This is a genomic window from Janthinobacterium sp. NFX145, assembly GCF_049810325.1.
GTDB classification, from domain to species: Bacteria; Pseudomonadota; Gammaproteobacteria; order Burkholderiales; family Burkholderiaceae_D; genus Janthinobacterium; species Janthinobacterium rivuli.
In genome coordinates this window covers 679,061-699,434 of record NZ_CP187360.1, presented here as the reverse complement: position 1 = coordinate 699,434, position 20,374 = coordinate 679,061, and the positions used below count along the sequence as shown (strand labels likewise).

The window sequence follows — 20,374 nt, the reverse complement described above, 5'->3', positions numbered from 1 at the left end:
GATTTTTTTAGTGGCACTTGAAGTAGTCAAACGGTTCGCGGCAATCGATGCATTTGTACAGGGCCTTGCACGGCGTGGAGCCGAACTGGCTGGTCAGCTGCGTATGCGTCGAGCCGCAGTTCGGGCAGATCACGTCCAGCTTCGGCATGGGTAGACGCTTGACGCCACCCGCTGTTCCTCTACCAAGGCCGCTGATGTCGATCACCTGCTGCTGCGGCGGGGCGATGCCATAGCCTTTCAGCTTGGCCTTGCCCGCTTCGCTCATCCAGTCCGTGGTCCACGCGGGCGCCAGCTGATTCACCAGGGTCACCTTGGCCACACCGTGGCTGCGCAAGGCTTCCGTGACGGCATCGGCGATCACCTGCATGGCCGGGCAGCCCGAATACGTGGGCGTGATCGTCACGATGCACTCTTCGCTGCTGACCACGTCGACGGCGCGCACGATGCCCAGGTCCACCACCGAAATGACGGGGATTTCCGGGTCCGGCACGTCACCGAGCCAGGCCCAGACCTGGGCGGCGTCCAGCGCCGCGGCGCCAGCGACCGTGTTCATTACCACTCCGCCCCGGGATAGGCGCGCTGCAGGAACTGCATCTCGGCCAGAATAAAACCCAGGTGCTCCGTGTGCGTGCCCTGCTTGCCGCCCTTTTGCATCCAGGCGTCGGGCGCCGGCATGGTCAAGGTGGCTTCGGCGAATATCTCGGCCACGTGTTCGAGGAAAGCGCGGCGCAGCACGTCCGATGGCGGCGCGATGCCGGCGGCAACCATGGCCTGGTCGACGGCGTCGTACGTGAACATCTCGCCCGTGTACATCCACAGCTGGTCGGCGGCGGCCTGCGTTTTCGCGTGGCTGTCGGCCGTGCCGTCGCCGAGGCGCACGATCAGGTCGCCGCTGCGGCGCAAGTGATAGGTCACTTCCTTGATCGACTTTTGCGCCACTTCGACGATGCGCGCATCCGTCGATTTACTCAGTTCCAGCAGCTGGAAGTAATGCCAGCTGTCGAAGAAGAACTGGCGCATCATGGTGTCAGCGTAATTGCCGTTCGGCTGTTCGACCAGCAGGCAGTTCTTGAAATCGTGGGCGTCGCGCAAAAAGGCGATGTCGTCCTCGTCGCGGCCCGCGTTTTCCAGTTCGGCCGCATAGCTGAACCACAAACGCGTCTGGCCCAGCAAGTCCAGCGCCACGTTGGTCAGCGCCATGTCTTCTTCCAGCGCCGGCCCCTTGCCGCACAGCTGCGACAACTGCTGGCTGAGGATCAGGGCGTTGTCGCCCAGGCGCAAGAGGTAATTGACCTTGTCATCCATTGCAGGCGCTCCCATCACAGGTTCTTGACTTCTTCCGGCATCGGGAAGAAGGTGGGATGGCGGTACACCTTGCTGTTCGACGGTTCGAACAGGGCGCCCTTGTCGCCGGGGCTGCTGGCAACGATATCGGCCGCGCGCACCACCCAGATGCTCACGCCTTCATTGCGGCGCGTGTAGACGTCGCGCGCATGGTTAACCGCCATGGTGGCGTCGGAAGCGTGCAGGCTGCCCACATGCTTGTGCGCCAGGCCGTGCTGGCTGCGGATAAAAACTTCCCACAATGGCCATTCTTTGCTCATGTTGCTATCCCCTATCTGTCTTATGTATTTACGCTGCCGCTTTGTTAGCAGCTTGCTTGTCTGCATACGCGACCAAGGCATCGCGGAACCATGCGCCGTCTTCATACGCTTTCACACGCGTTTGCAGGCGTTCGCGGTTGCACGGGCCATTGCCCTTCAGGACGTTGTTGAACTCGGACCAGTCGATCTCGCCGAATTCATAGTGGCCCGTTTCCGCATTGAACTTCAGGTCGGGATCGGGCACGGTCAAGCCCAGGTATTCGATTTGCGGCACGGTCTGGTCAACCATGCGCTGGCGCAATTCGTCGTTCGAGAACAGCTTGATGCGCCATTGCGCCGACTGGGCGCTGTTGACGGAAGCGGCGTCGGACGGGCCGAACATCATCAGCGAAGGCCACCACCAGCGGTTCAAGGCATCCTGTGCCATGGCTTTTTGCGCCGGCGTGCCCTTGCACAGCGACATCATGATGTCGTAGCCCTGGCGCGCATGGAATGATTCTTCCTTGCAAACACGGATCATGGCGCGCGCATACGGACCGTAGGAGCAGCGGCACAGGGGAATCTGGTTGATGATGGCGGAACCGTCGACCAGCCAGCCGATGGCGCCCATGTCGGCCCACGACAGGGTCGGATAGTTAAAGATGCTGGAATACTTGGCTTTGCCCGAGTGCAAGGCGGCCAGCAAGTCGTCGCGCGACACGCCCAGGGTTTCCGCGGCGCTATACAGGTACAGGCCATGGCCCGCTTCGTCCTGGATCTTCGCCAGCAGGATGGACTTGCGTTTCAGGGTCGGCGCGCGCGTGACCCAGTTACCTTCGGGCAATTGGCCGACGATTTCCGAGTGCGCGTGCTGCGAAATCTGGCGGATCAGGGTCTTGCGGTAGGCGTCCGGCATCCAGTCCTTGGCCTCGATCTTGATGCCTTCGTCGATGCGTGCCTGGAAAGCGCGCTCTTCCTGGCCCATGTCGTCGAGGGAACGGACGTTCTTGAGGCCGGTTTCAACCATTTGTGCGTACATGATCTGTCTCCCATGTCTTTGATTTTGCGCAGCAACGCGGTGCGATGAACAGATAATACGATACAAAAAACGATTTGCATACACTTGATATGAATCATTTTAAAATTTCGTATCTTGTGCGGCTTTTTTGTGCGTATGATATTGCTTATGAGAAAACACTACGAAGCGCCACCCGCGCTTCCGGCAAATTATTGCCGCGCTACCCGCGCAGCCAAGTAAACTGCTGCTTTTATTGATTCGACCGCAACACGGCCAGACCGGAACCACATGAAGAACACCCGCTGCACGGCATGGATAGCCGATTTCCTGGAAAGCGACCCACCGCGCTCGAAGTCCCTGGTGATGACCATCTTTGGCGACGCCATCGTGCCGCGCGGCGGCGCCATCTGGCTGGGCAGCCTGATCGAACTGCTGGCGCCGTTCGGCGTCAATGACCGGCTATTGCGCACCAGCGTGTTCCGCCTGGCGCAGGAAGGCTGGCTCAGCTCGCAGCGCGACGGCCGCCGCAGCGCCTATACGATACGTCCGGAGGCGCTGGCCCGCTTCGAACGCGCCTACCGCCGCATCTATGCGCCGCTGGTCGTGCATTGGGATGGCAGCTGGACCCTGGTGATCGGACCGGCCGGCAGCATCGGCGCGGCCGAGCGGGGAGCACTGCGCAAGGAATTATTGTGGGCCGGCTATGGTTTGATTTCTCCCGGCATCTTTGGCCACCCGGCCAGCAATGCGGAGGCGCTGGAAGATATCCTCGTGCGCAACGAGGTGCAGGGCAAGCTGTATGTTTGCCACACCACGGAATTGCCGGGCGTGAGCACGCGCCCCCTGCGCGACATGGTGGGCGATTGCTGGGACTTGTCGGAAGTGATGGCCGGCTACGAAAAATTCATCGCCAGCTTCCAGCCCCTGCTGACCCTGCTGCAGGAAGAACCCGTGTTCGATGCGGAGCAGGCGTTCGTCATCCGCTCGCTGCTGACGCACGCCTACCGCCGCGTGCAATTGCACGACCCGCAACTGCCCGTCGAACTGCTGCCCGAACCGTGGCCCGGCACGCAAGCGTATGCGCTGGCGCGCGACCTGTACCGCATCACGTATGCGGCCGCCGAGGAACATATCCTGGCCACCCTGCGGCGCGAGGATGAGCAGGCGGCGGATGTCGAGCCGTGGTTCTACGAACGATTTGGCGGTCTGAACACCTGACAAAACGTCCATGGCGGCGTTGCAGGGCCTGGGCGTACGTTCGTACTGCCTGCGACCCTGCGCCTTGCCCTGAACATTTTTCAGGCGTTCAGGAATAAGTTACTGTCTGCTCACTGTTTCACCACTACTTGCTTGGCACCAGCCAGCAAATCCTGCCCCAGCTTTTCCAGCGCATTGACCTGCACCAGCATGGTGTCGAGGATGGCGACGTTGAAGGTGTATTCGGCCGGCGTCGTATAGCCGGGGAAACGTATGATGCGCAGCAATTCCTGCAAGGTCGTGCCCTTGCCCAGGTGCGCCAGGGCGTCGCTGAGGGCGCTGACTTTCTTTTCCAGTTCGCGTATGTGTTTGCCGTTGTCGTCCATGATGATCTCCCGTGTCGGAGCTTCCACGTTAGCAAAGCACGTCCGCCGTCGTTTGCGCCAGCACAAAGGCGCCGCTAAAACGGGTATCATCGCGCCATTGCACACGATGCAAAACCCATACGTTTTTATCAGGAACACACATGACCATTAAAATCAGCCAGCAATTCGACGCCGGCGCGATCGAGGTGCTGCGCGCCGACGATGCCCAATCCATCGAGCTGAACATCCGCAAGGATTCCCACGCCGACATCACGCAGTGGTTTTACTTCCGCCTGCAAGGCGCGCAAGGCGAGGCGTGCACGATCCGCTTCATGAACGCAGGCAAGTCGGCCTACCCGGACGGCTGGAAAGATTACCAGGCCGTCGCCAGCTACGACCGCGAAACCTGGTTCCGCGTGCCGACCAGCTTTGACGGCACCGTGATGACCATCGAACATACGCCGGAAGAAGAAAGCGTGTACTACGCCTACTTCGAACCGTATCCATGGGACCGTCACCTGGCCCTGATCGACAGCGCGCAAGCGTCGCCGCTGGTACGCCTGATCGACCTGGGCAGCACCGTGGAAGGCCGCGACATGAACCTGCTGGTGGTCGGCGACGCCGATGCCGAGAAAAAAGTCTGGGTCATCGCGCGCCAGCATCCCGGTGAAACGATGGCCGAATGGTTTGTCGAAGGCATGCTCGAAGCCTTGCTGGACCAGGCCAATCCGTTTGCCCGCCAGTGTCTGCAGGACGCCGTCTTCTACGTGGTGCCGAACATGAACCCGGACGGTTCCGTGCACGGCAACCTGCGCACCAACGCGGCCGGCGCCAACCTGAACCGCGAATGGATGACGCCAACGATGGAGCGCAGCCCGGAAGTATTCCTGGTGAAACAAAAGATGCATGAAATCGGCTGCGACCTGTTCCTCGACGTGCATGGCGACGAAGGTCTGCCATATGTGTTCGTCGCCGGCAGCGATGCGCTGGAGAATTTCACGCCAGCACAAAAAGCCGAGCAAGACCGCTTCATCGCCGACTTCAAAGTAGCCAGCCCCGACTTCCAGGATGAGCACGGCTACGAAGACGGCCCGTTCACGCCGGAAGTGCTGACCATGGGTTCGCCCCACATCACGCACGCCTTCGGCTGCCTGTCGCTGACCCTGGAATTGCCGTTCAAGGACAACGCCAACGATCCCGACCCGCAAACGGGCTGGAGCGGCGCCCGCAGCGCCGCCCTGGGTGCGGCCGTGCTGCAGCCTATCCTGTCCACCTTGCGCGCCTGATCGCCAGGGCCGAACCGGCCCGCTTGATCCCATGCCCCGCTCGCCGGGGCATTTTTTTGCCCGCACGGCCAGCGTTTGGGAAGCGTGCCGAGGCAGCAGCTGCCGCCAGGCATCGAACCGCTTGCGCCTCAGCCGCCCGCCACCACCATGCTCTCGATAAGGATGGAACCCGTCTCTTTGGTGCCGCGGCGCAAGGCGTCGGCGCCCACGGCCACGATGTTGCGCAGCATGTCCTTCATGTTGCCGGCGATGGTGATTTCTTCCACCGGGTATTGAATGACGCCATTTTCCACCCAGAAACCAGAGGCGCCGCGCGAATAGTCGCCCGTCACGTAGTTCGTTCCTTGTCCCATCAATTCCGTCACCAGCAAGCCCGTGCCCAGCTTTCTCAGCATGGCGCTAAAATCGTCGCTGGCGGCCGTCAGCTTCGAAGTCAGGTACAGATTGTGCGAACCGCCCGCGTTGCCCGTCGTCTGCATACCCAGCTTGCGGGCCGTGTAAGTCGACAGGAAATAGCCTTGCACCACGCCATCCTTGACGACGTCACGGCTGACGGTTTTCACACCCTCTTCGTCGAACGGCGCGGAACCGACGCCGCCGATCACGTGCGGGTCTTCAAATATCTGCACGTGCGAGGGCAACACTTGCGTGCCCAGGGAATCGTTCAGGAAAGTGGACTTGCGGTACAGGGCGCCGCCCGAAGTCGCTTGCACATAAGTACCGAGCAAACCGGCCGCCAGCGGCGCCTCGAACAGCACGGGGCAAGTGCGCGTGCCCAGCTTGCGCGCGTTCAGGCGCGACAGGGCGCGCTCGGCGGCGTAGCGGCCGATGGCTTCCGGGCTCGACATTTTGGCGGCGTCGCGCACGGATGAATACCAGTCGTCGCGCTGCATCTTGGCGCCCTTGCCAGCGATGGGCGCCACGGACAGGGTGTGGCGAGAGAATGGGTAGCCGCCGATGAAGCCGCGCGAATTGGCGGACACAAAGTGCGATTGCTGCACGTGCACGCTGGCGCCCTCGCTATTCGTGATGCGCGGGTCGACGGCAAACGCGGCCGCTTCGGCCCGCTGGGCCAGCACGACGGCTTCCTCGGTGAAAATGCGCCAGGGATAGAACAGTTGCAAGTCGCGGGGGGACATTTCCAGCATGTCGGCGTCGGCCAGGCCGGCGCAATCGTCCTCGGCCGTGAAGCGGGCGATGTTGTAGGCGGCGTCCACCGTGGCGCGCAGGGCGGCCGGAGAGAAATCGGAGGTGCTGGCATTGCCGCGCTTCTTGCCGACAAACACGGTCACGCCCATGCCCTTGTCCTTGTTTTGCTCGATCGTCTCGATCTTGCTTTTTCGTACAGAAACGGACAGGCCACCGCCTTCGCTGACTTCGACGGCAGCGTCGGTGCCGCCCGCTTCCCGCGCAAAAGACAACACATCACGGGCCAGTTGCTGCAATTGCTCTTGACTATGGGTAAATACGGAGTCGTTCATGCGCTGTTTTCTTCGGAAAGCCGCTAAAAAGGTTATCATAGCAGTCGTTTACAGTTTACAGGTGCGGCCTACGCGGCCAATCCCGCCTTATCATGCCAAATCCAAACCGGGGAGCTTGCGGCTTCCAATCGACCGAATTCGAACAGGAATATGAACGTCCTTCGAAGTCGGAACTCAAACGCCAGATGACCGTCCTGCAAAAGCTGGGCGAAGAACTCGTCAATGAGGCACGTGACCGCGTCAAGCGCGTCCCGATGCCGGAAGACGTGCGCGACGCCATTCTCGAATGCCAGCAAATCAAGGATCACGAAGGCCGCCGCCGCCAGTTGCAATACGTGGGCAAGAAGATGCGCACCCTGGATGAGGAAGAAGTTGCCGCCATCCAACGCACCATCGATAGCTGGAAAGGCTTGTCGAAAGCCGACACGGCCAATATGCACGCGATGGAACGCCGCCGCGACAAGCTCTTGACGGACGACAAGGCGTTGACCGTCTTGCTGTCGGAAAACCCGGAACTGGACGTGCAGCACCTGCGCACCCTGATTCGCAATGCCCGCAAGGAGCAGGCCGAGAACAAGCCGCCAAAAGCCTACCGTGAAATCTTCCAGATCTTGAAAGAGATCGCCAAGAAGAAAAACGGCGGCAAGAAAGATGCCGACGAAGATGACGTTGAAGGCGAAGACGACGAGTAAAAAAACTGGGGTCAGACCCGGCGGGTCTGACCCCGAAAGTAGCTAAAAACCGGGATCAGCCCGGTTTTTTTACGACATAAACAGGTGCCCCATGACCACGATAGAAGACGAATTGATTATCGGCCTCGTGTCGATCTCGGACCGCGCCAGCGGCGGCGTGTATGAAGACCTGGGCATCCCGGCCCTGGAAAGCTGGCTGTCCGCCGCCATCCGCACGCCATTCCGCCTGGAAAAGCGTTTGATCCCGGACGAGCGCTCGCAGATTGAAAACACCCTGATCGACATGGTCGACCTGAGCCACTGCCATTTGATACTGACGACGGGCGGCACGGGCCCGGCGCGGCGCGATGTGACGCCGGACGCCACCTTGTCCGTGGGAACCAAGGAAATGCCCGGTTTCGGCGAACAGATGCGCCAGATCAGCCTGCAATTCGTGCCGACGGCGATCCTGTCGCGCCAGGTGGCCGTGATCCGCGAGACGCCCGAGCGCGCCGCCCTGATCATGAACTTGCCGGGCCAGCCGAAAGCCATCAAGGAAACCCTGGAAGGCTTGAAAGATGCCGACGGCGTGCAACTGGTCAACGGCATCTTTGCCGCCGTGCCATATTGCATCGACCTCATCGGCGGTCCCTACATGGAAACCGATCCGGCCATCTGCAAGGCCTTCCGTCCCAAATCGGCGCTGCGTCCGGCGCAACCTTTACCTGAGGAAAACACATGAGCACCTTGCTGGAAACCATAGAACTTGACAGCGCACCGAATCCCACCGTCTCCATCATCTGGATGCACGGCCTGGGCGCCGACGGCAACGACTTCGTGCCCCTGGTGAAAGAACTCGATTTGCGCGGCTGTCCCGCCATCCGTTTCATTTTCCCCAGCGCGGGCACCATGCCCGTCACCATCAACAACGGCTACGTGATGCGCGCCTGGTATGACATCCGCGAAAACGACCTGGTGCGACGCGAAGATGAGGGTGGACTGCGCGCCTCGCAAGCCCAAATTGAAGCGCTGATCGCGCGCGAAAAGGCGCGCGGCATTCTCGCCAGCCGCATCATCCTGGCCGGTTTCTCGCAAGGCTGCGCCATGACCTTGCAAACGGGCTTGCGCCACGCGGAACCGCTGGCTGGCCTGATGTGCCTGTCCGGCTATCTGCCGCTGGCCGACAAGACGGCGGCCGAACGCACCCCGGCCAGCCTGGAAACGCCGATCTTCATGGCGCACGGCACGGCCGACCCCGTGGTACCGGTCGGCCGCGCACAGCAGTCGCGCGACTTGCTCACCGGCATGGGTTACAAGGTGGAATGGCACGAGTACATGATGCAGCACTCGCTGTGCCAGGAAGAGATCGACGCCATCGGCGCGTGGCTGAAAAAAGTGCTGGCATAAAATAAAACAGGCGCGGTGTGCGCCGCGCCTGTTGCCTTGCGAAACGCCGGGAACGATCAGTTCGCCGGCGTTTTTTCGTTCCAGATTTTCAGCATGTCGGGCGACGCTTCCGAACGGATGCCATTGTCCGTCAGTATCGATTCCGTCGCCGCCAGCATGTCCTTGCGCGGCACGACGACCATTTCCGCATCGCGCTGCTGGAAGCGGAACGTCAGCAGCTCATCCGTCTGGTCGCGCAGCAAGGCCACCAGGTGCGCCAGGCTGCGCACGTGCACGCCATTGACGGAATCGACGACCGAGAAGAAACGGGTACTGTAGCCATTCATCAGCTTGTGCGGGAAGAAGGGTGCGGCGATCACCACCAGTTCGTCGCGCTCGCTATCGGGCGCATCGCCGCGCCGCGTGGCCAGCGGATTGCCGGCAAACGCCATGCCGCCCAGGATCGCCGGGTTGCCATTCGGCGCCGCCATGAATTCCGTCGTGGCGCGCGAAAACACCATTGGGCCAAAGATGAAATAGGATGGGTAATTGCCCTGCAGGCCGGCGATCAGCATCGGATGCGCGGCCGAGACGGGCACCTTGATTTTCAGGGGCGCGCCCTGGCGCACCACCGTCAGCGGCAGTTCGCCGTCTTTCGCCAGCTGCTGCACCCGGTACTGGAAGCGCACACGGCTGTTGGCATTCAGCTTGACCATGCCCTGGTTGTCGATGGGAAAATCGCCGATATGCGTGATGACATCCCACTCCTTGAGCGGATAGGCCGCATCCTTGCTGGCCGGCGACATCACAACGGCGCCCTCAACACCCTTGGCCAGCTTCAGATAGGTGCGCAGCGCCGGGTTTTCCAGCGTTTGCGTCACGTCGCGCATGGCCGGCTTGCCCTTGGGCGCGCCACTGTCCTGGTCGCGCAGGAACAGCTCGATTTCCTCGTTGGGGATGATGTAGCCGATGTTTTGCGCATTGAGCATGCCGGCAAAGGCCAGGCCAATCATCTTGTCGCCGGCAATCACGGGGCCGCCGCTATTGCCCGGGTTGATGGCCGCATCGATCTGGATGCGCAGGCCGGAGACGGGGAAGTTGTAGCGCACGAATTCGATGCGCGAGACGATGCCCTTGGTGATCGACAATGAGGTGCCGCCCGTCGGATAGCCATATGCCAGCACGGCATCGCGCACGTCGGGCAACACATTGGCGCGTGGCACGGCTTTGTGGCTGGCGAAAAAACTGTCGTCGTCGATTTTCAGCAAGGCCAGATCCATGCCGCGCGAGATGGCCAGCACGGTCGCCGGGATCTTGTCGCCGGCGCCATTGGCCTGGATCTGCACCTGGCTGGCATAGCCGACCACGTGCGCATTGGTGAGGATGCGGCGGCCTTCGATGACGACGCCGGAACCCGTCACCTCTTGCGGCGCGGCCTTGCTCCAGGGTTTATAGGGGTCCGGCCCGCGCAGGGTGGAAAACACCTTGACGACGGAGTTTTCCAGGGCGGAAGCACTGGCGCTGGCGGCCGTCTCGGCGGCAAGTGCACGCACCGTCATCAAGGGGCAAAAAGAAAGGGCCAGCGCCAGGAAGGCGCGGCCCATCAGGGTGGAACACGGACGAGTTTTCATTGAGCTTGTTGGCAATGGAAGGGAAGTAAAATTATATATTGAATAATTTCAACTTCATTACACTTTGTCCATCTTTGCCGAAGAAGTCCTCTAAACTCCTCTCGTCATGCGGGCAAGGGCGTCACGTCCAAGGCCGGCACGGCCGTCTGCGCGCCATTCATCACCATGGCCAGGAAGGTGTAATAGCCGTTGATGCCCATCAAGTCGACCACGCCGTGTTCGCCGAACAGCGCCAGCGCCCGCGCATACGTGGCATCGCTGACCCTTTTGTTCTGCTGCAACTCGATGCAAAAGTCGTGCACGGCTTGCTCGTCTTCTTTGAGGGCAAGCGGCACGCGCCGTTCAGCGATGGCGTCCACGGCCGCTTGCGCGATGCCGTTCTGCACGGCGAGCGGCGCGTGGATGGCCCACTCGACTTGCTGGTCCCACTGGCGCGCCGTCACGAGGATCGCCAGTTCCGACAGGCGCGTGCCGATGGCGCTGCGGTAGCGCAAATACTCTCCCATGCGCTGCGCCGTTTCCATCAGCTCGGGGCTGCGGATCAGCGGCACGAAGGGGCCGTACAGCGCCCCGCGCGGACCATCGATGATGGCTTGCGCGGCCGCGCGCTGCTGCTGGTCAAGTTGGTCCAGCGGCAGCGGCGGCAAGCGGTCGATATCGCTACCGGCCATCAGGCAGTCCAGGCGACCACGTCCTGCTGCTGTTCGCCCAGACCAGGGATGCCCAGGCGCATGCTGTCGCCTTTTTTGAGGAAACGCTGCGGCTTGCGGCCCTGGCCCACACCCGGCGGCGTGCCCGTGGCGATGACGTCGCCCGGTTCCAGTGTCATGAATTGCGACAGATAGCTGACGATCTGCGCCACCGTGAAGATCATGGTTTGCGTATTGCCAGTCTGCATGCGCTTGCCATTGACTTCCAGGTACAGGTCCAGGTCTTGCTCATCGATAATTTCATCGCGCGTCACCAGCCACGGGCCGATGGGGCCAAAGGTGTCGCAGCCCTTGCCCTTGTCCCACTGGCCGCCCCGCTCCAGCTGGAACGAGCGTTCGGAGATGTCGTTGACGACGCAATAGCCGGCCACGTATTTCAGGGCGTCTTCTTCGCTCACGTATTGCGCGCGTGTGCCGATGATCACGCCCAGTTCCACTTCCCAATCCGTTTTTTTCGAACCTTTTGGCAACACGACATTGTCGTCCGGGCCATTCAGGCAAGTAATGGCCTTCATGAAGACGATGGGTTCGGCCGGAATCGGCATGCCGGATTCGGCCGCGTGGTCCGCGTAGTTCAGGCCAATGCCGATGAACTTGCCGACTTTCGCCAGCGGCACGCCGAAGCGTGGATTGCCGCGCACCAAAGGCAAGGTCTTTTCGTCGAGCTTGGCCAGCTTGCGCAGGGCCTTGTCGGACAGTTGTGCGCCGTCAATATCGGCAATCACGCCGGACAGGTCGCGCAGTTTGCCTTCTTCATCGATCAGGCCCGGTTTTTCCTTGCCTGGACGTCCATAACGAACGAGTTTCATAGTCTTCCTTGGAGTTGATCATTGCCGCTGTGCAGGCTGCCATTTTACCGGATGGTCCGGCACGCCTGCAGCGGTGAATGAAAAACATCGCAAGTCCCGGCAGTTGCAAGGCCGCCAGCACGCCAAACGCCACCTGGTAGGCCTGCGGCGGATACTGCTGCTGGCTGTTCAGGGGCCAGCAGCCGAGGATCAGGCCAAAGCCCGCCTGTACCAGGAAGGCGCCCGTGAAAATGAGCAGATTGAGGCAGGTGGCCGCCCTGCCCGTCAAGCTGGCCGGCATGCTTTGCGCGACGATCGCATATTCGAGGCCCGTCACCGTGCCCAGCAAGGTAAACAGCACGGACAGCAACGGCAGGCTGGGCACCACATTGCATGCCATCGCCACTTGCACGGCGACAAACAGGACGATGCCGGCGCCCGCCACTTGCATGGGTTCAATCGCGCGCCGCCCGGCCCATTCCGTCAGCATGCCCATGCCGATGGCGCCGAAGATGACGGCCGCCATGCCCAGGTACAGCAGATACGCCACATTGTCGTCGGACAAGCCGCCCACGTCAGCCAGCCAGCGGCCTATCCATAAACCCTGCACGCCAAAGAACACCGTGTGCGGCAGCAGGATCAGCGCGATGGTGCGGCGAAAGGCCGGGTCACGATAGACACTCCACACGCTGACCTTGTTCACCTTGTTCATGGTTACGGCAGGCGCGAACATGGCCGGCGACAGCAGGCGGATCAGCAAGCCGATGGCCAGCGCCGCCAGCGCCAGGCCCAGGAAAACGCCGCGCCAGTCCGTATAGTGCAGGGCCAGCTTGACGGGCATGGTGGCCGTGGCCGCGCCCAGCCCGCCCACGGCGATCAGGTAGCCATGCACGGAAGGCAGGCGCGCTGGCGCGATGGCGCACGAGATCGCTTTCACGGCGGCCATGAAACAGCCGCCCAGGCCCGCCCCCATCAAGGCGCGCGCCCACATCAGCTCGGCAAAGCTGTGGCCCCGGCTGAACAGCCACACGCCCAGGGCCGCCAGCGCCAGCAGCCACAGTTGCACCGTGCGGGGGCCGTAGCGGTCCAGCGCCATGCCAACCGGCAATTGCACCAGCGCAAAGGCGAGAAAAAAAGCGCTGGTCAGCAGGCCCAGCTGGGCTGGCGTCAGGGCGATGGCGCCCAGCAACTCGGCCGTCAGCACGGCATTCACGCCGCGTAGCAGGCACGACAGGTAATGCCCGAGCGCGAACGGCAGGAACACGAGGCAAAACACGGCCACGCCGGAGCGGGAAGAAGCGCCGGCGCCGTGCATGCTCAGGCGGCCTTTGCCAGACGGATGACTTTATGCGGCACGTGCGGCACAGGCTCATCCGTTTCAAAGAAAAACTTGTCGTGGCCAAAGGCCGGCTTCAGATCGTCCATCCACGTCGCTTCCGCATCGAATTTCGCATAAAACGGCCGCCGCACCCAATCCGGATTGCGCGCCTGCAAAAACTGCAGGGCAAACAGTTTTTCGCCATTGATGGTGACGATGCCGTCGATCACGATCTTGCCTGGAAACGCACTCATGGACGGCCCACGCACCGTGCGCGACAGGCCCGACACCATCTGGTAGGCGGCCTGGAAAATCTCGTGCGCCTTCGCCAAGGGCAGCTCGAAATAGCCGCGCGGCCCCGTGTCGCGCTCGACGAACATGTAATACGGAATCGCCCCCAGGCGCGTGCCCGTCTGCCACAACTCGGCCCAGCTTGCCGGATCTTCATTGATGTGGCGGATCAGCGGCCCCTGCATGCGCAAGGTGGCGCCCGTGGAGACGATGCGTTTCACGGCTTGCTGGGCGATGTCCTGGCGTAACTCGACGGCATGACTGTAATGGCCCATCACGGCCAGGTTCTTGCCCGCCTTGACGATGCGCTCGAACAGGCGCATCAAGTCGTCCGCATCGCGGTCCGAGACAAAGCGCTGCGGCCAATACGCCACCGCCTTGGTGCCGATGCGAATGTTCTGGATATGTTCCAGGCCCGGCGCCAGCAGCGGCTCCAGGTAGGCGGCCAGTTGCCGCGTATTCATGATCATCGGGTCGCCGCCCGTGATCAGCACGTCCGTCACTTCCGGATGCAGTTTCAGGTAGGCGGCCAGCTCATGCGATTCGCGCGCATCGAACTTCATGTCGTCCATGCCGACGAACTGGGGCCAGCGGAAACAGAAAGTGCAATACGCGTGGCAGGTCTGGCCCGCGCTGGGGAAGAACAGCACCGTCTGCGCATATTTATGCTGCAGGCCGCGCACGGGCGCATCGTTGACGCGGGGCACGTTGTGCGTCATCTGGCCGGCCGGATGGGGATTCATACCCAGGCGCAAGCCATGCACATACGCATCGATGGCCGCCTTGTCCTGCTTGACCAGCACCAGGTCGCGCAAGTGCGCGTACTGCTCGGGCGGCAGCATGTCGCGGTGCGGAAAGACGAGGCGATAGATGGGGTCGTCAGGAATGTTGTTCCAGTCGATCAGCTGATCGAGCACATATTCATTGGTGCGAAACGGCAAGACGTGCGACACCACTTGCACGGCTACACGCTGCTCTTCCGGCAGCCATTCCCACTGCCGCGCCTGTTGAATGGTCTGCCGCGTATACGGCTTGAACTTGGGTGAAAACGGCTCGGTAATGGGTGCGGACACGATAAGCTCCTTGCCTGTAAATAGCGATAACTTGCATGAAATCAGCCCTACATCGTCCAATTCCAGCCTCTTCCCCCTCATACCAGACCCGCCCGGCATGCTGTGAAAGTCATCATAATTCTTGCCGCTCGGAACCAAATTGCTACATATCAACAAGCCGTCGATACGTTGCATGCTGCCTACAAGCAACACCTTAGTTTGTTCCATCGCAATTTGAGGGAAGCGTCGGCGACGTAAATTACGACTTGGCAACATATCCCTCGATATCACAAGGAGCTTTCATGAAACGCTTATTCACGGGTAGCCTGCTGTGCCTGGCATTTGCCGGCGGCAGCGTCAGTGCCGCCGTCGAACCAACGGAAAAAGACGCCATCGCCATGGCCGAACGGGGCGCCGCCTTCATGAAGGCGCATGGCAAGGAAGAAATGATGAAGAAAATCACGGCGAAAGACCCGGACTTCGTGCAGGGCTCGCTATACGTGGACATGCGCGACATCAAGACGGGCATCGTGCTGGCCCACCCCATCAATCCTTCCATCGTGGGCAAGGATTTGACGGATGTGCCCGATGCGAATGGCAAGAAATATCGCCGTGAAATCATTGAACTGGCGCAAAAACAAGGCAAGGGCTGGGTCGATTACCAGTACAAGAATCCCACCAGCGGCAAGATCGAACCGAAGACCACATACATCCTGCGCGTCAACGATGTGGTGCTGGAAGCGGGGATCTACAAAAAATAAGGCGGGGGCGGCGCGCATGCACACCGCGCGCCGCCTGCGGTGTGAACAGCCATAGCCAGGAGTCAAGCATGCTCAATCAATTACGCATCGGACCAAAATTATTGCTGGCGCCCATACTGGTCTTGCTGTTGCTGATACTCAGCTCGACCGGCGCATGGTATGGCATGGTGCGGCAAAATGCCTCACTGGAAAACATGGTGCGGGTGCGCATCACGCATTTGAAGGCGGCCGCCGATGTACTCGGCGAGGCCAGGCAGGTGCATGGCAATATGTACCAGTTGCTGTCATGGACGAATGGCAGCTTCGCCAAGGCCCGCCTCGATGCACTTGAACAACAGATCAAGGCGCGCCACGCGGCCATCGGCACCCAGCTGACCACGCTGCGTTCCACAGCCACGGGCGCCGAGCGCACTTTGGTCGATGCGGCCATCGCGGCGCTGGCCGGCTATCGCAAGGCCGTGCTGGAAACCATGGAAATGGCGCAGATGGATCAATCGATCGCCACCAATTCCATGCTCAAGGCGGAAACCCAATTCGGCCAGTTCAATACGCAGCTGGCGCAACTATCGGCCCTGGAAACGACCCTCAGCAGCCAGGCCCATGCGACGGCCAGCGCCGAGTTTCGCACCCTGGGCTGGAGCCTGCTGCTGACGGTGCTGCTGTCCATCCTCGTCTCCATCGTCGTGACCATGCTGGTGCGGCGCGCCATGCTGGTGGAAATCCGCGGCATTGCCGACGCCGTGCAAGACCTGGCGGCGGGCAAGCTGACGGCCGGCGCGCCCAAGCAGGGCAATGACGAAATCGCCGCCACCTCGCGCGTGCTGGACCAGACCATTGCCCACCTGAACCAGACCTTGCGCACCATCATGGATGCCGTGCAATCGATCGACACGGCCTCGCACGAAATTGCCACCGGCAACCTGGATTTATCGGCGCGCACGGAAATGCAGGCCAGTTCGCTGGAAGAAACGTCAAGCGCCATGGAAGCGCTGACGCAAGCCGTCAATGACAACGCCGACAATGCCCAGCTGGCTTGCGAGCTGGCGGGACAAGCATCCACCCTGGCTGTGCAAGGGGGAGCGTCGATGCAGCAGGCGGTGACGACGATGGCGACGATACGCGCCAATTCGCGCCAGATCGTGGATATTATCGGTGTGATCGACGGTATTTCCTTCCAGACCAATATCCTCGCGCTGAACGCGGCGGTGGAAGCGGCGCGCGCGGGCGAGCAAGGCCGCGGCTTTGCCGTGGTGGCGTCCGAAGTGCGCACCCTGGCGCAGCGCTCGGCGCAGGCGGCCAAGGAAATCAAGACCCTGATCGCCACCTCGGTGACCACCATCGATGGCGGCAGCGTGGCCGTGCAGCAAGCGGGCGACAGCATGGGCGCCATCGTGGCTTCGGTGCAGCAAGTCAATGAAATCATCCAGCGCGTGAAAGAAGCCAGCGCGGAGCAGGCGTCGGGCATCACGGAAGTAAATCAGGCCGTCACGCAAATGGATGATGTCACCCAGCAAAATGCGGCCCTGGTGGAGCAGGCGGCGGCAGCGGCGGCCAGTTTGCAGGACCAGGCCGTCAAATTGTCGGCGGCAGTCAGCGTGTTCACCCTGGACCAGCGCCCCGCCGCGCCGAGCGGCCACACCGAAGAAGAAGCGTTCCGGCATCCGGCCAGTGCGCAGCAGGACCGGCGCGCACTGCACAGCCCATTGCGCGGCAAGTCCGCCTTGCCAGGCACAAACACAACGCCGCAGCGCCGGCGCAGCTAGGCGGCTGGCGCGCGCATCGGTTTGCTTAGATAGCGCGAGCCGGCCAGCACGAAACGCCACGGCGTGTCCATCGCCTTGGAAATGCCGATGCGCAAACCCGCCTGCACCGTCACCTCTTGTTCGCGGGGCAACAGCATGTACGGCGGCGCATCAAGCGCCAGCCGGTTGTGCATGTGCGTGACACCGAGCGCCTGGCACACCTTGCCCGGCCCCGAGCACAGCAGCCGCGCATCGTCGACGCCGCGCCGCTCGCGCATGATGTCGAGGCCCTCCAAGGGTTCGATGGCGCGGATCAGCACGCCCGCGCCATGGCCCGCTTCGCGGCACACAAAGTTCAGGCACCAGTGGATGCCGTACGAGCGGTAGACATAGGCGTGCGCGGGCGGGCCGAACATGGCCGCATTGCGTGGCGTCATGCCGCCATACGTGTGCGAAGCGGGGTCCAGCCGGTCATACGCTTCCGTTTCCACGATGCGCCCGCCCACGCCGTCGACCAGCACCGTCACGCCGATCAGCTGGCGCGCCACGCTGCTGGAATCGTCCGCAAAATCGATACCCGCGAGGATTTTTTTCATCCGGCAATTGTACCGCCGCGCATCCCGCCGCACGCCCTGCCCCGCCTTGAAAACAAATGAAACTTGCTCTTTTCATCATGATCATCTTCATGGGCAGCGTCGTAAAATGACGAAAATCGGGGCTGGAGCAGGCCAAAACAGGGATTTTTGCGAGAATATATTGCAGAGATGAACTATTGCCATGCATAAACAGCGATAATCGTCGGGCACTGCGCCAGACGCTCATGAGGCGGGCAGCGGCAGCGCACGACAGAATAAGCACCGGGCACAAAAATGATGATGAAAGCGTGATGATGAGAGCGGCAGCGCAAAAGCAGGTAGTGCAGGAAGATCCGGTTGACGCCCTGATGCGTTCCATCCGCATCCCGCCGCGTCCCAGCCTGCTGGTCGACTTGCAGCGCGAACTGGCGGAACAGGACCCGTCGCCGCGCCGCATCGCGCGCATCATCGCCGATGACGTCGGCATGTCCGGCGCCCTGCTGAAACTGGCCAACTCGCCGTTCTATGGCGCCGCGCGCAAAGCCAAGTCCGTCGAGCAAGGCATCAATTTTCTTGGCATCAACCAGTGCAGCGCCATGATGACGGGCTTGCTGGCACGCCAGGCGCTGGAAGCGGAAGGCGTGGAACTGACCAACTTCTGGGACGTGTCGGCCAAACGCGCGCGCGCCCTGGTATTTACCTCGCGCAAGCTGCGCATCGCCCCGCCCGACATCGCCCACACCTTCGGCCTGTTCTGCGATATCGGCGTGCCCCTGCTGATGAACCGCTTTCCCGACTACGTCAACACGTATGCGGCGGCGGCCAACGATGCGAACAATTGTTTTACGGCACTGGAAGACGCGCGCCACCAGACCAACCATGCGGCCATCGGCTGCTTGCTGGCGCGCAATTGGGGCCTGTCCTCCGATGTCTCCTGGGCCATTTTGCATCACCACGACTACACGGTGCTGGCGGACCCGTCCACGGACGACGCCATCCGCTCGCTCGTCGCCCTGTCGCTGCTGGCCGAAAAGGGCATTCAGCGCTACCATGGCAACAGTACCTCGCTCGAGTGGGACAAGGGCGGCGAGCTTGCCTGCCAGCATCTCGGCCTGTCTCAGGAAGAAGCCGCCGACCTGCTCGACGAATTGCACGAGATGTTCGATACCGACCATTGATGTATCAGGCGGCCGCGTCCGCCTGTATGATCTGTCCCGGCGCCTGGCAAAGCCTTGGCGCCTGTTTCCGTTTGCCTGACCCGTCTTTCTTAACCTGTTGATCGCCATGCCCAAAAATAAGCGCCCTGTCCCCCGTAAATCCGCCAACACGCCTGAAGACAAGGACGAGTCCGTCACGCGCATGCTGTGCACGATGGCCCTGAACCTGGCGGAGCAGGAAGACAGCGAATCGCAGGGCACGGTACTGGCCGAGCAAGCCGTGGAATTTGGCCGCCTGATCCGCAAGGCCCTGAATCAAAAGAAGGATGAAATCCTGTACGACGCCATCGAGCGTTCGAAATACGAAGACGTGGGCGCCTACCAGTACCTGCGCAGCCACATCGAGGAAGCGGCGTCCATTTCCGTGATCCGCCGCGACAACGCACCGGCGATGGAAATCAACGCCTTCGTCGTGCCCCTGCTGGTGCAAAGCACGGGCGGCCTGAAGGAAGCGGACGGTTTCCAGGACCAGGACGCTTTCGAAGCACTGGTGAAAAGTTTCCAGCAGGCAGAACTGGAAAGCGCCAAGGCCAAGGTAGTCCTGATGAGCCATGCCTACGACCTCGATGAAATTGACCGCATCACGTATAGCCATTTGCACGAAATGGTGCGCGATGCGTATAGCTCGATGACGGACAAGAAAATCGTCGCCACGCCGGGCCTGGAAAGCAGCATCGTCGGCTGGAGCGAAACGGCTTTCGGCCCGCAGGACACGGCCGTCGAACTGCGCTTCCTGCTGGGCTTTGCCTTGAAACGCGTGGACGACCCGTTCTATGCGGAACCGAAGGACGAAGCGGCGCTCGACGCCTGGTTCGACGCGCGCATGGCCCGCTACCAGCAATGGACGACGGAAGTGGGCGAGCTGGTGAAACGCTGCCTGGCGCCGGCCGGCAGCGCGCTGGAAGTGAGCTTCCTGTATCAGGATCTGTTCCATGGCGGCAAGGAACAAGGCATGAGTGAATACGCGATGCTGCAGATGATGTCCGGCATCAACCATGCCTTGGCGGAAAACAAAGTGGACGCCGGCGATGTATCCGTCGTTGTCGGCCCGGCCGATGAGCATGGCGAAATGCTGCTACGGGTCAATGTCAGCACGGCGAACGGCCAGCTGCTGCACAGCGCCGACAAGCCGCTGGACCTGGCCGCCGACCTGCAGGACGAAGTCGACGACATCTGCGATGCGCTGGCCACCATCGGCGTGACGCAACTGTCCGTGGCGCTGAAATTCGATGCCAAGGGACAGCCGCTGGAAGCGCAGCCGTACGCGCCGGCGTAAATTCTGTCCTCACGCCGCCCGTCATC

Annotated in this window: 21 protein-coding genes; 9 read left to right on the top strand and 12 right to left on the bottom strand. The window is 61.7% G+C overall.

Features of this window, described 5'->3' with window-relative positions; genetic code table 11:
- Nucleotides 1–7: 7 nt before the first annotated feature.
- The 4 genes from paaD to paaA are packed head-to-tail and all read right to left on the bottom strand — an operon-like array spanning nt 8 to nt 2,622.
- Nucleotides 8–553: a 1,2-phenylacetyl-CoA epoxidase subunit PaaD gene (gene paaD, locus ACPJXG_RS03075; protein WP_425253371.1), complete on the bottom strand. Its 546-nt coding sequence runs from the start codon at nt 551–553 to the stop codon at nt 8–10.
- On the bottom strand, nt 553–1,305 hold the full coding sequence (gene paaC, locus ACPJXG_RS03070) for a 1,2-phenylacetyl-CoA epoxidase subunit PaaC (protein ID WP_425254706.1): 753 nt from the start codon (nt 1,303–1,305) through the stop codon (nt 553–555). The genes paaD and paaC overlap by 1 nt, the downstream gene beginning before the upstream one ends.
- 14 nt (nt 1,306–1,319) lie before the next feature.
- On the bottom strand, nt 1,320–1,604 hold the full coding sequence (gene paaB / locus ACPJXG_RS03065) for a 1,2-phenylacetyl-CoA epoxidase subunit PaaB (RefSeq protein ID WP_034746356.1): 285 nt from the start codon (nt 1,602–1,604) through the stop codon (nt 1,320–1,322).
- A 28-nt stretch (nt 1,605–1,632) separates the two neighbouring features.
- Nucleotides 1,633–2,622 carry a 1,2-phenylacetyl-CoA epoxidase subunit PaaA gene (paaA, locus tag ACPJXG_RS03060; RefSeq protein ID WP_058048221.1) on the bottom strand — a complete coding sequence of 330 codons (990 nt, stop codon included), beginning with the start codon at nt 2,620–2,622 and terminating at the stop codon, nt 1,633–1,635.
- Between the two features lie 267 nt (nt 2,623–2,889).
- On the opposite strand from paaA, the gene paaX reads away from it, so the two are divergent.
- Nucleotides 2,890–3,819: a phenylacetic acid degradation operon negative regulatory protein PaaX gene (gene paaX, locus ACPJXG_RS03055; protein WP_425253370.1), complete on the top strand. Its 930-nt coding sequence runs from the start codon at nt 2,890–2,892 to the stop codon at nt 3,817–3,819.
- Between the two features lie 110 nt (nt 3,820–3,929).
- Here paaX and ACPJXG_RS03050 read toward each other — a convergent pair whose 3' ends face one another.
- Nucleotides 3,930–4,184, bottom strand: a complete 255-nt coding sequence (locus tag ACPJXG_RS03050; protein ID WP_070301125.1) for a hypothetical protein — start codon at nt 4,182–4,184, stop codon at nt 3,930–3,932.
- 140 nt (nt 4,185–4,324) lie between these two features.
- On the opposite strand from ACPJXG_RS03050, the gene ACPJXG_RS03045 reads away from it, so the two are divergent.
- On the top strand, nt 4,325–5,449 hold the full coding sequence (locus ACPJXG_RS03045) for a M14 family metallopeptidase (protein WP_034746346.1): 1,125 nt from the start codon (nt 4,325–4,327) through the stop codon (nt 5,447–5,449).
- 128 nt (nt 5,450–5,577) lie between these two features.
- On the opposite strand, the gene pmbA is transcribed toward ACPJXG_RS03045, so the two are convergent.
- The gene (gene pmbA / locus ACPJXG_RS03040) at nt 5,578–6,930 is read right to left on the bottom strand and encodes a metalloprotease PmbA (RefSeq protein ID WP_425253369.1); all 1,353 of its coding nucleotides are present in this window, start codon (nt 6,928–6,930) and stop codon (nt 5,578–5,580) included.
- Between the two features lie 92 nt (nt 6,931–7,022).
- Between pmbA and yjgA the strand changes: the two genes are divergently transcribed.
- From yjgA to ACPJXG_RS03025, 3 genes are all read left to right on the top strand, one after another.
- Entirely contained in the window at nt 7,023–7,622 is a 600-nt protein-coding gene (yjgA, locus tag ACPJXG_RS03035; RefSeq protein ID WP_034746337.1) for a ribosome biogenesis factor YjgA, read from the top strand.
- A gap of 91 nt (nt 7,623–7,713) precedes the next feature.
- Entirely contained in the window at nt 7,714–8,343 is a 630-nt protein-coding gene (mog, locus tag ACPJXG_RS03030; protein ID WP_035822340.1) for a molybdopterin adenylyltransferase, read from the top strand.
- Complete coding sequence (locus ACPJXG_RS03025) at nt 8,340–9,008, top strand: alpha/beta hydrolase (protein WP_176388157.1); 669 nt, start codon at nt 8,340–8,342, stop codon at nt 9,006–9,008. Before mog ends, ACPJXG_RS03025 begins: the two co-directional genes overlap by 4 nt.
- 56 nt (nt 9,009–9,064) lie before the next feature.
- Here the strand turns inward: ACPJXG_RS03025 and ACPJXG_RS03020 are convergent, their stop codons facing one another.
- The 5 genes from ACPJXG_RS03020 to ACPJXG_RS03000 all read right to left on the bottom strand — a co-directional run bounded on the left by ACPJXG_RS03020 (nt 9,065) and on the right by ACPJXG_RS03000 (nt 14,798).
- A complete protein-coding gene (locus tag ACPJXG_RS03020) occupies nt 9,065–10,618 on the bottom strand; it encodes a S1C family serine protease (protein WP_255206130.1) in 1,554 nt (517 codons plus the stop codon).
- A gap of 104 nt (nt 10,619–10,722) precedes the next feature.
- On the bottom strand, nt 10,723–11,289 hold the full coding sequence (locus ACPJXG_RS03015; RefSeq protein ID WP_425253368.1) for a carboxymuconolactone decarboxylase family protein: 567 nt from the start codon (nt 11,287–11,289) through the stop codon (nt 10,723–10,725).
- Nucleotides 11,289–12,137, bottom strand: coding sequence for a fumarylacetoacetate hydrolase family protein (locus tag ACPJXG_RS03010; protein ID WP_099401685.1), 849 nt, complete (start codon nt 12,135–12,137; stop codon nt 11,289–11,291). Before ACPJXG_RS03010 ends, ACPJXG_RS03015 begins: the two co-directional genes overlap by 1 nt.
- Entirely contained in the window at nt 12,082–13,431 is a 1,350-nt protein-coding gene (locus tag ACPJXG_RS03005) for an MFS transporter (protein ID WP_425253367.1), read from the bottom strand. The genes ACPJXG_RS03010 and ACPJXG_RS03005 overlap by 56 nt, the downstream gene beginning before the upstream one ends.
- 2 nt (nt 13,432–13,433) lie before the next feature.
- Nucleotides 13,434–14,798, bottom strand: a complete 1,365-nt coding sequence (locus ACPJXG_RS03000; RefSeq protein ID WP_425253366.1) for a KamA family radical SAM protein — start codon at nt 14,796–14,798, stop codon at nt 13,434–13,436.
- A gap of 281 nt (nt 14,799–15,079) precedes the next feature.
- Between ACPJXG_RS03000 and ACPJXG_RS02995 the strand changes: the two genes are divergently transcribed.
- Both ACPJXG_RS02995 and ACPJXG_RS02990 read left to right on the top strand, forming a co-directional pair.
- Nucleotides 15,080–15,538 carry a cache domain-containing protein gene (locus ACPJXG_RS02995; protein ID WP_034780434.1) on the top strand — a complete coding sequence of 153 codons (459 nt, stop codon included), beginning with the start codon at nt 15,080–15,082 and terminating at the stop codon, nt 15,536–15,538.
- 68 nt (nt 15,539–15,606) lie between these two features.
- Nucleotides 15,607–17,301: a methyl-accepting chemotaxis protein gene (locus ACPJXG_RS02990; RefSeq protein ID WP_425253365.1), complete on the top strand. Its 1,695-nt coding sequence runs from the start codon at nt 15,607–15,609 to the stop codon at nt 17,299–17,301.
- Here ACPJXG_RS02990 and ACPJXG_RS02985 read toward each other — a convergent pair.
- Nucleotides 17,298–17,876: a DNA-3-methyladenine glycosylase gene (locus ACPJXG_RS02985; protein WP_425253364.1), complete on the bottom strand. Its 579-nt coding sequence runs from the start codon at nt 17,874–17,876 to the stop codon at nt 17,298–17,300. The two genes, ACPJXG_RS02990 and ACPJXG_RS02985, sit on opposite strands and share 4 nt — an antisense overlap.
- 290 nt (nt 17,877–18,166) lie before the next feature.
- Between ACPJXG_RS02985 and ACPJXG_RS02980 the strand changes: the two genes are divergently transcribed.
- The gene (locus ACPJXG_RS02980; protein WP_035822356.1) at nt 18,167–19,033 is read left to right on the top strand and encodes an HDOD domain-containing protein; all 867 of its coding nucleotides are present in this window, start codon (nt 18,167–18,169) and stop codon (nt 19,031–19,033) included.
- A 106-nt stretch (nt 19,034–19,139) separates the two neighbouring features.
- Entirely contained in the window at nt 19,140–20,348 is a 1,209-nt protein-coding gene (locus ACPJXG_RS02975) for a hypothetical protein (RefSeq protein WP_425253363.1), read from the top strand.
- The last annotated feature ends 26 nt before the right edge of the window (nt 20,349–20,374 follow it).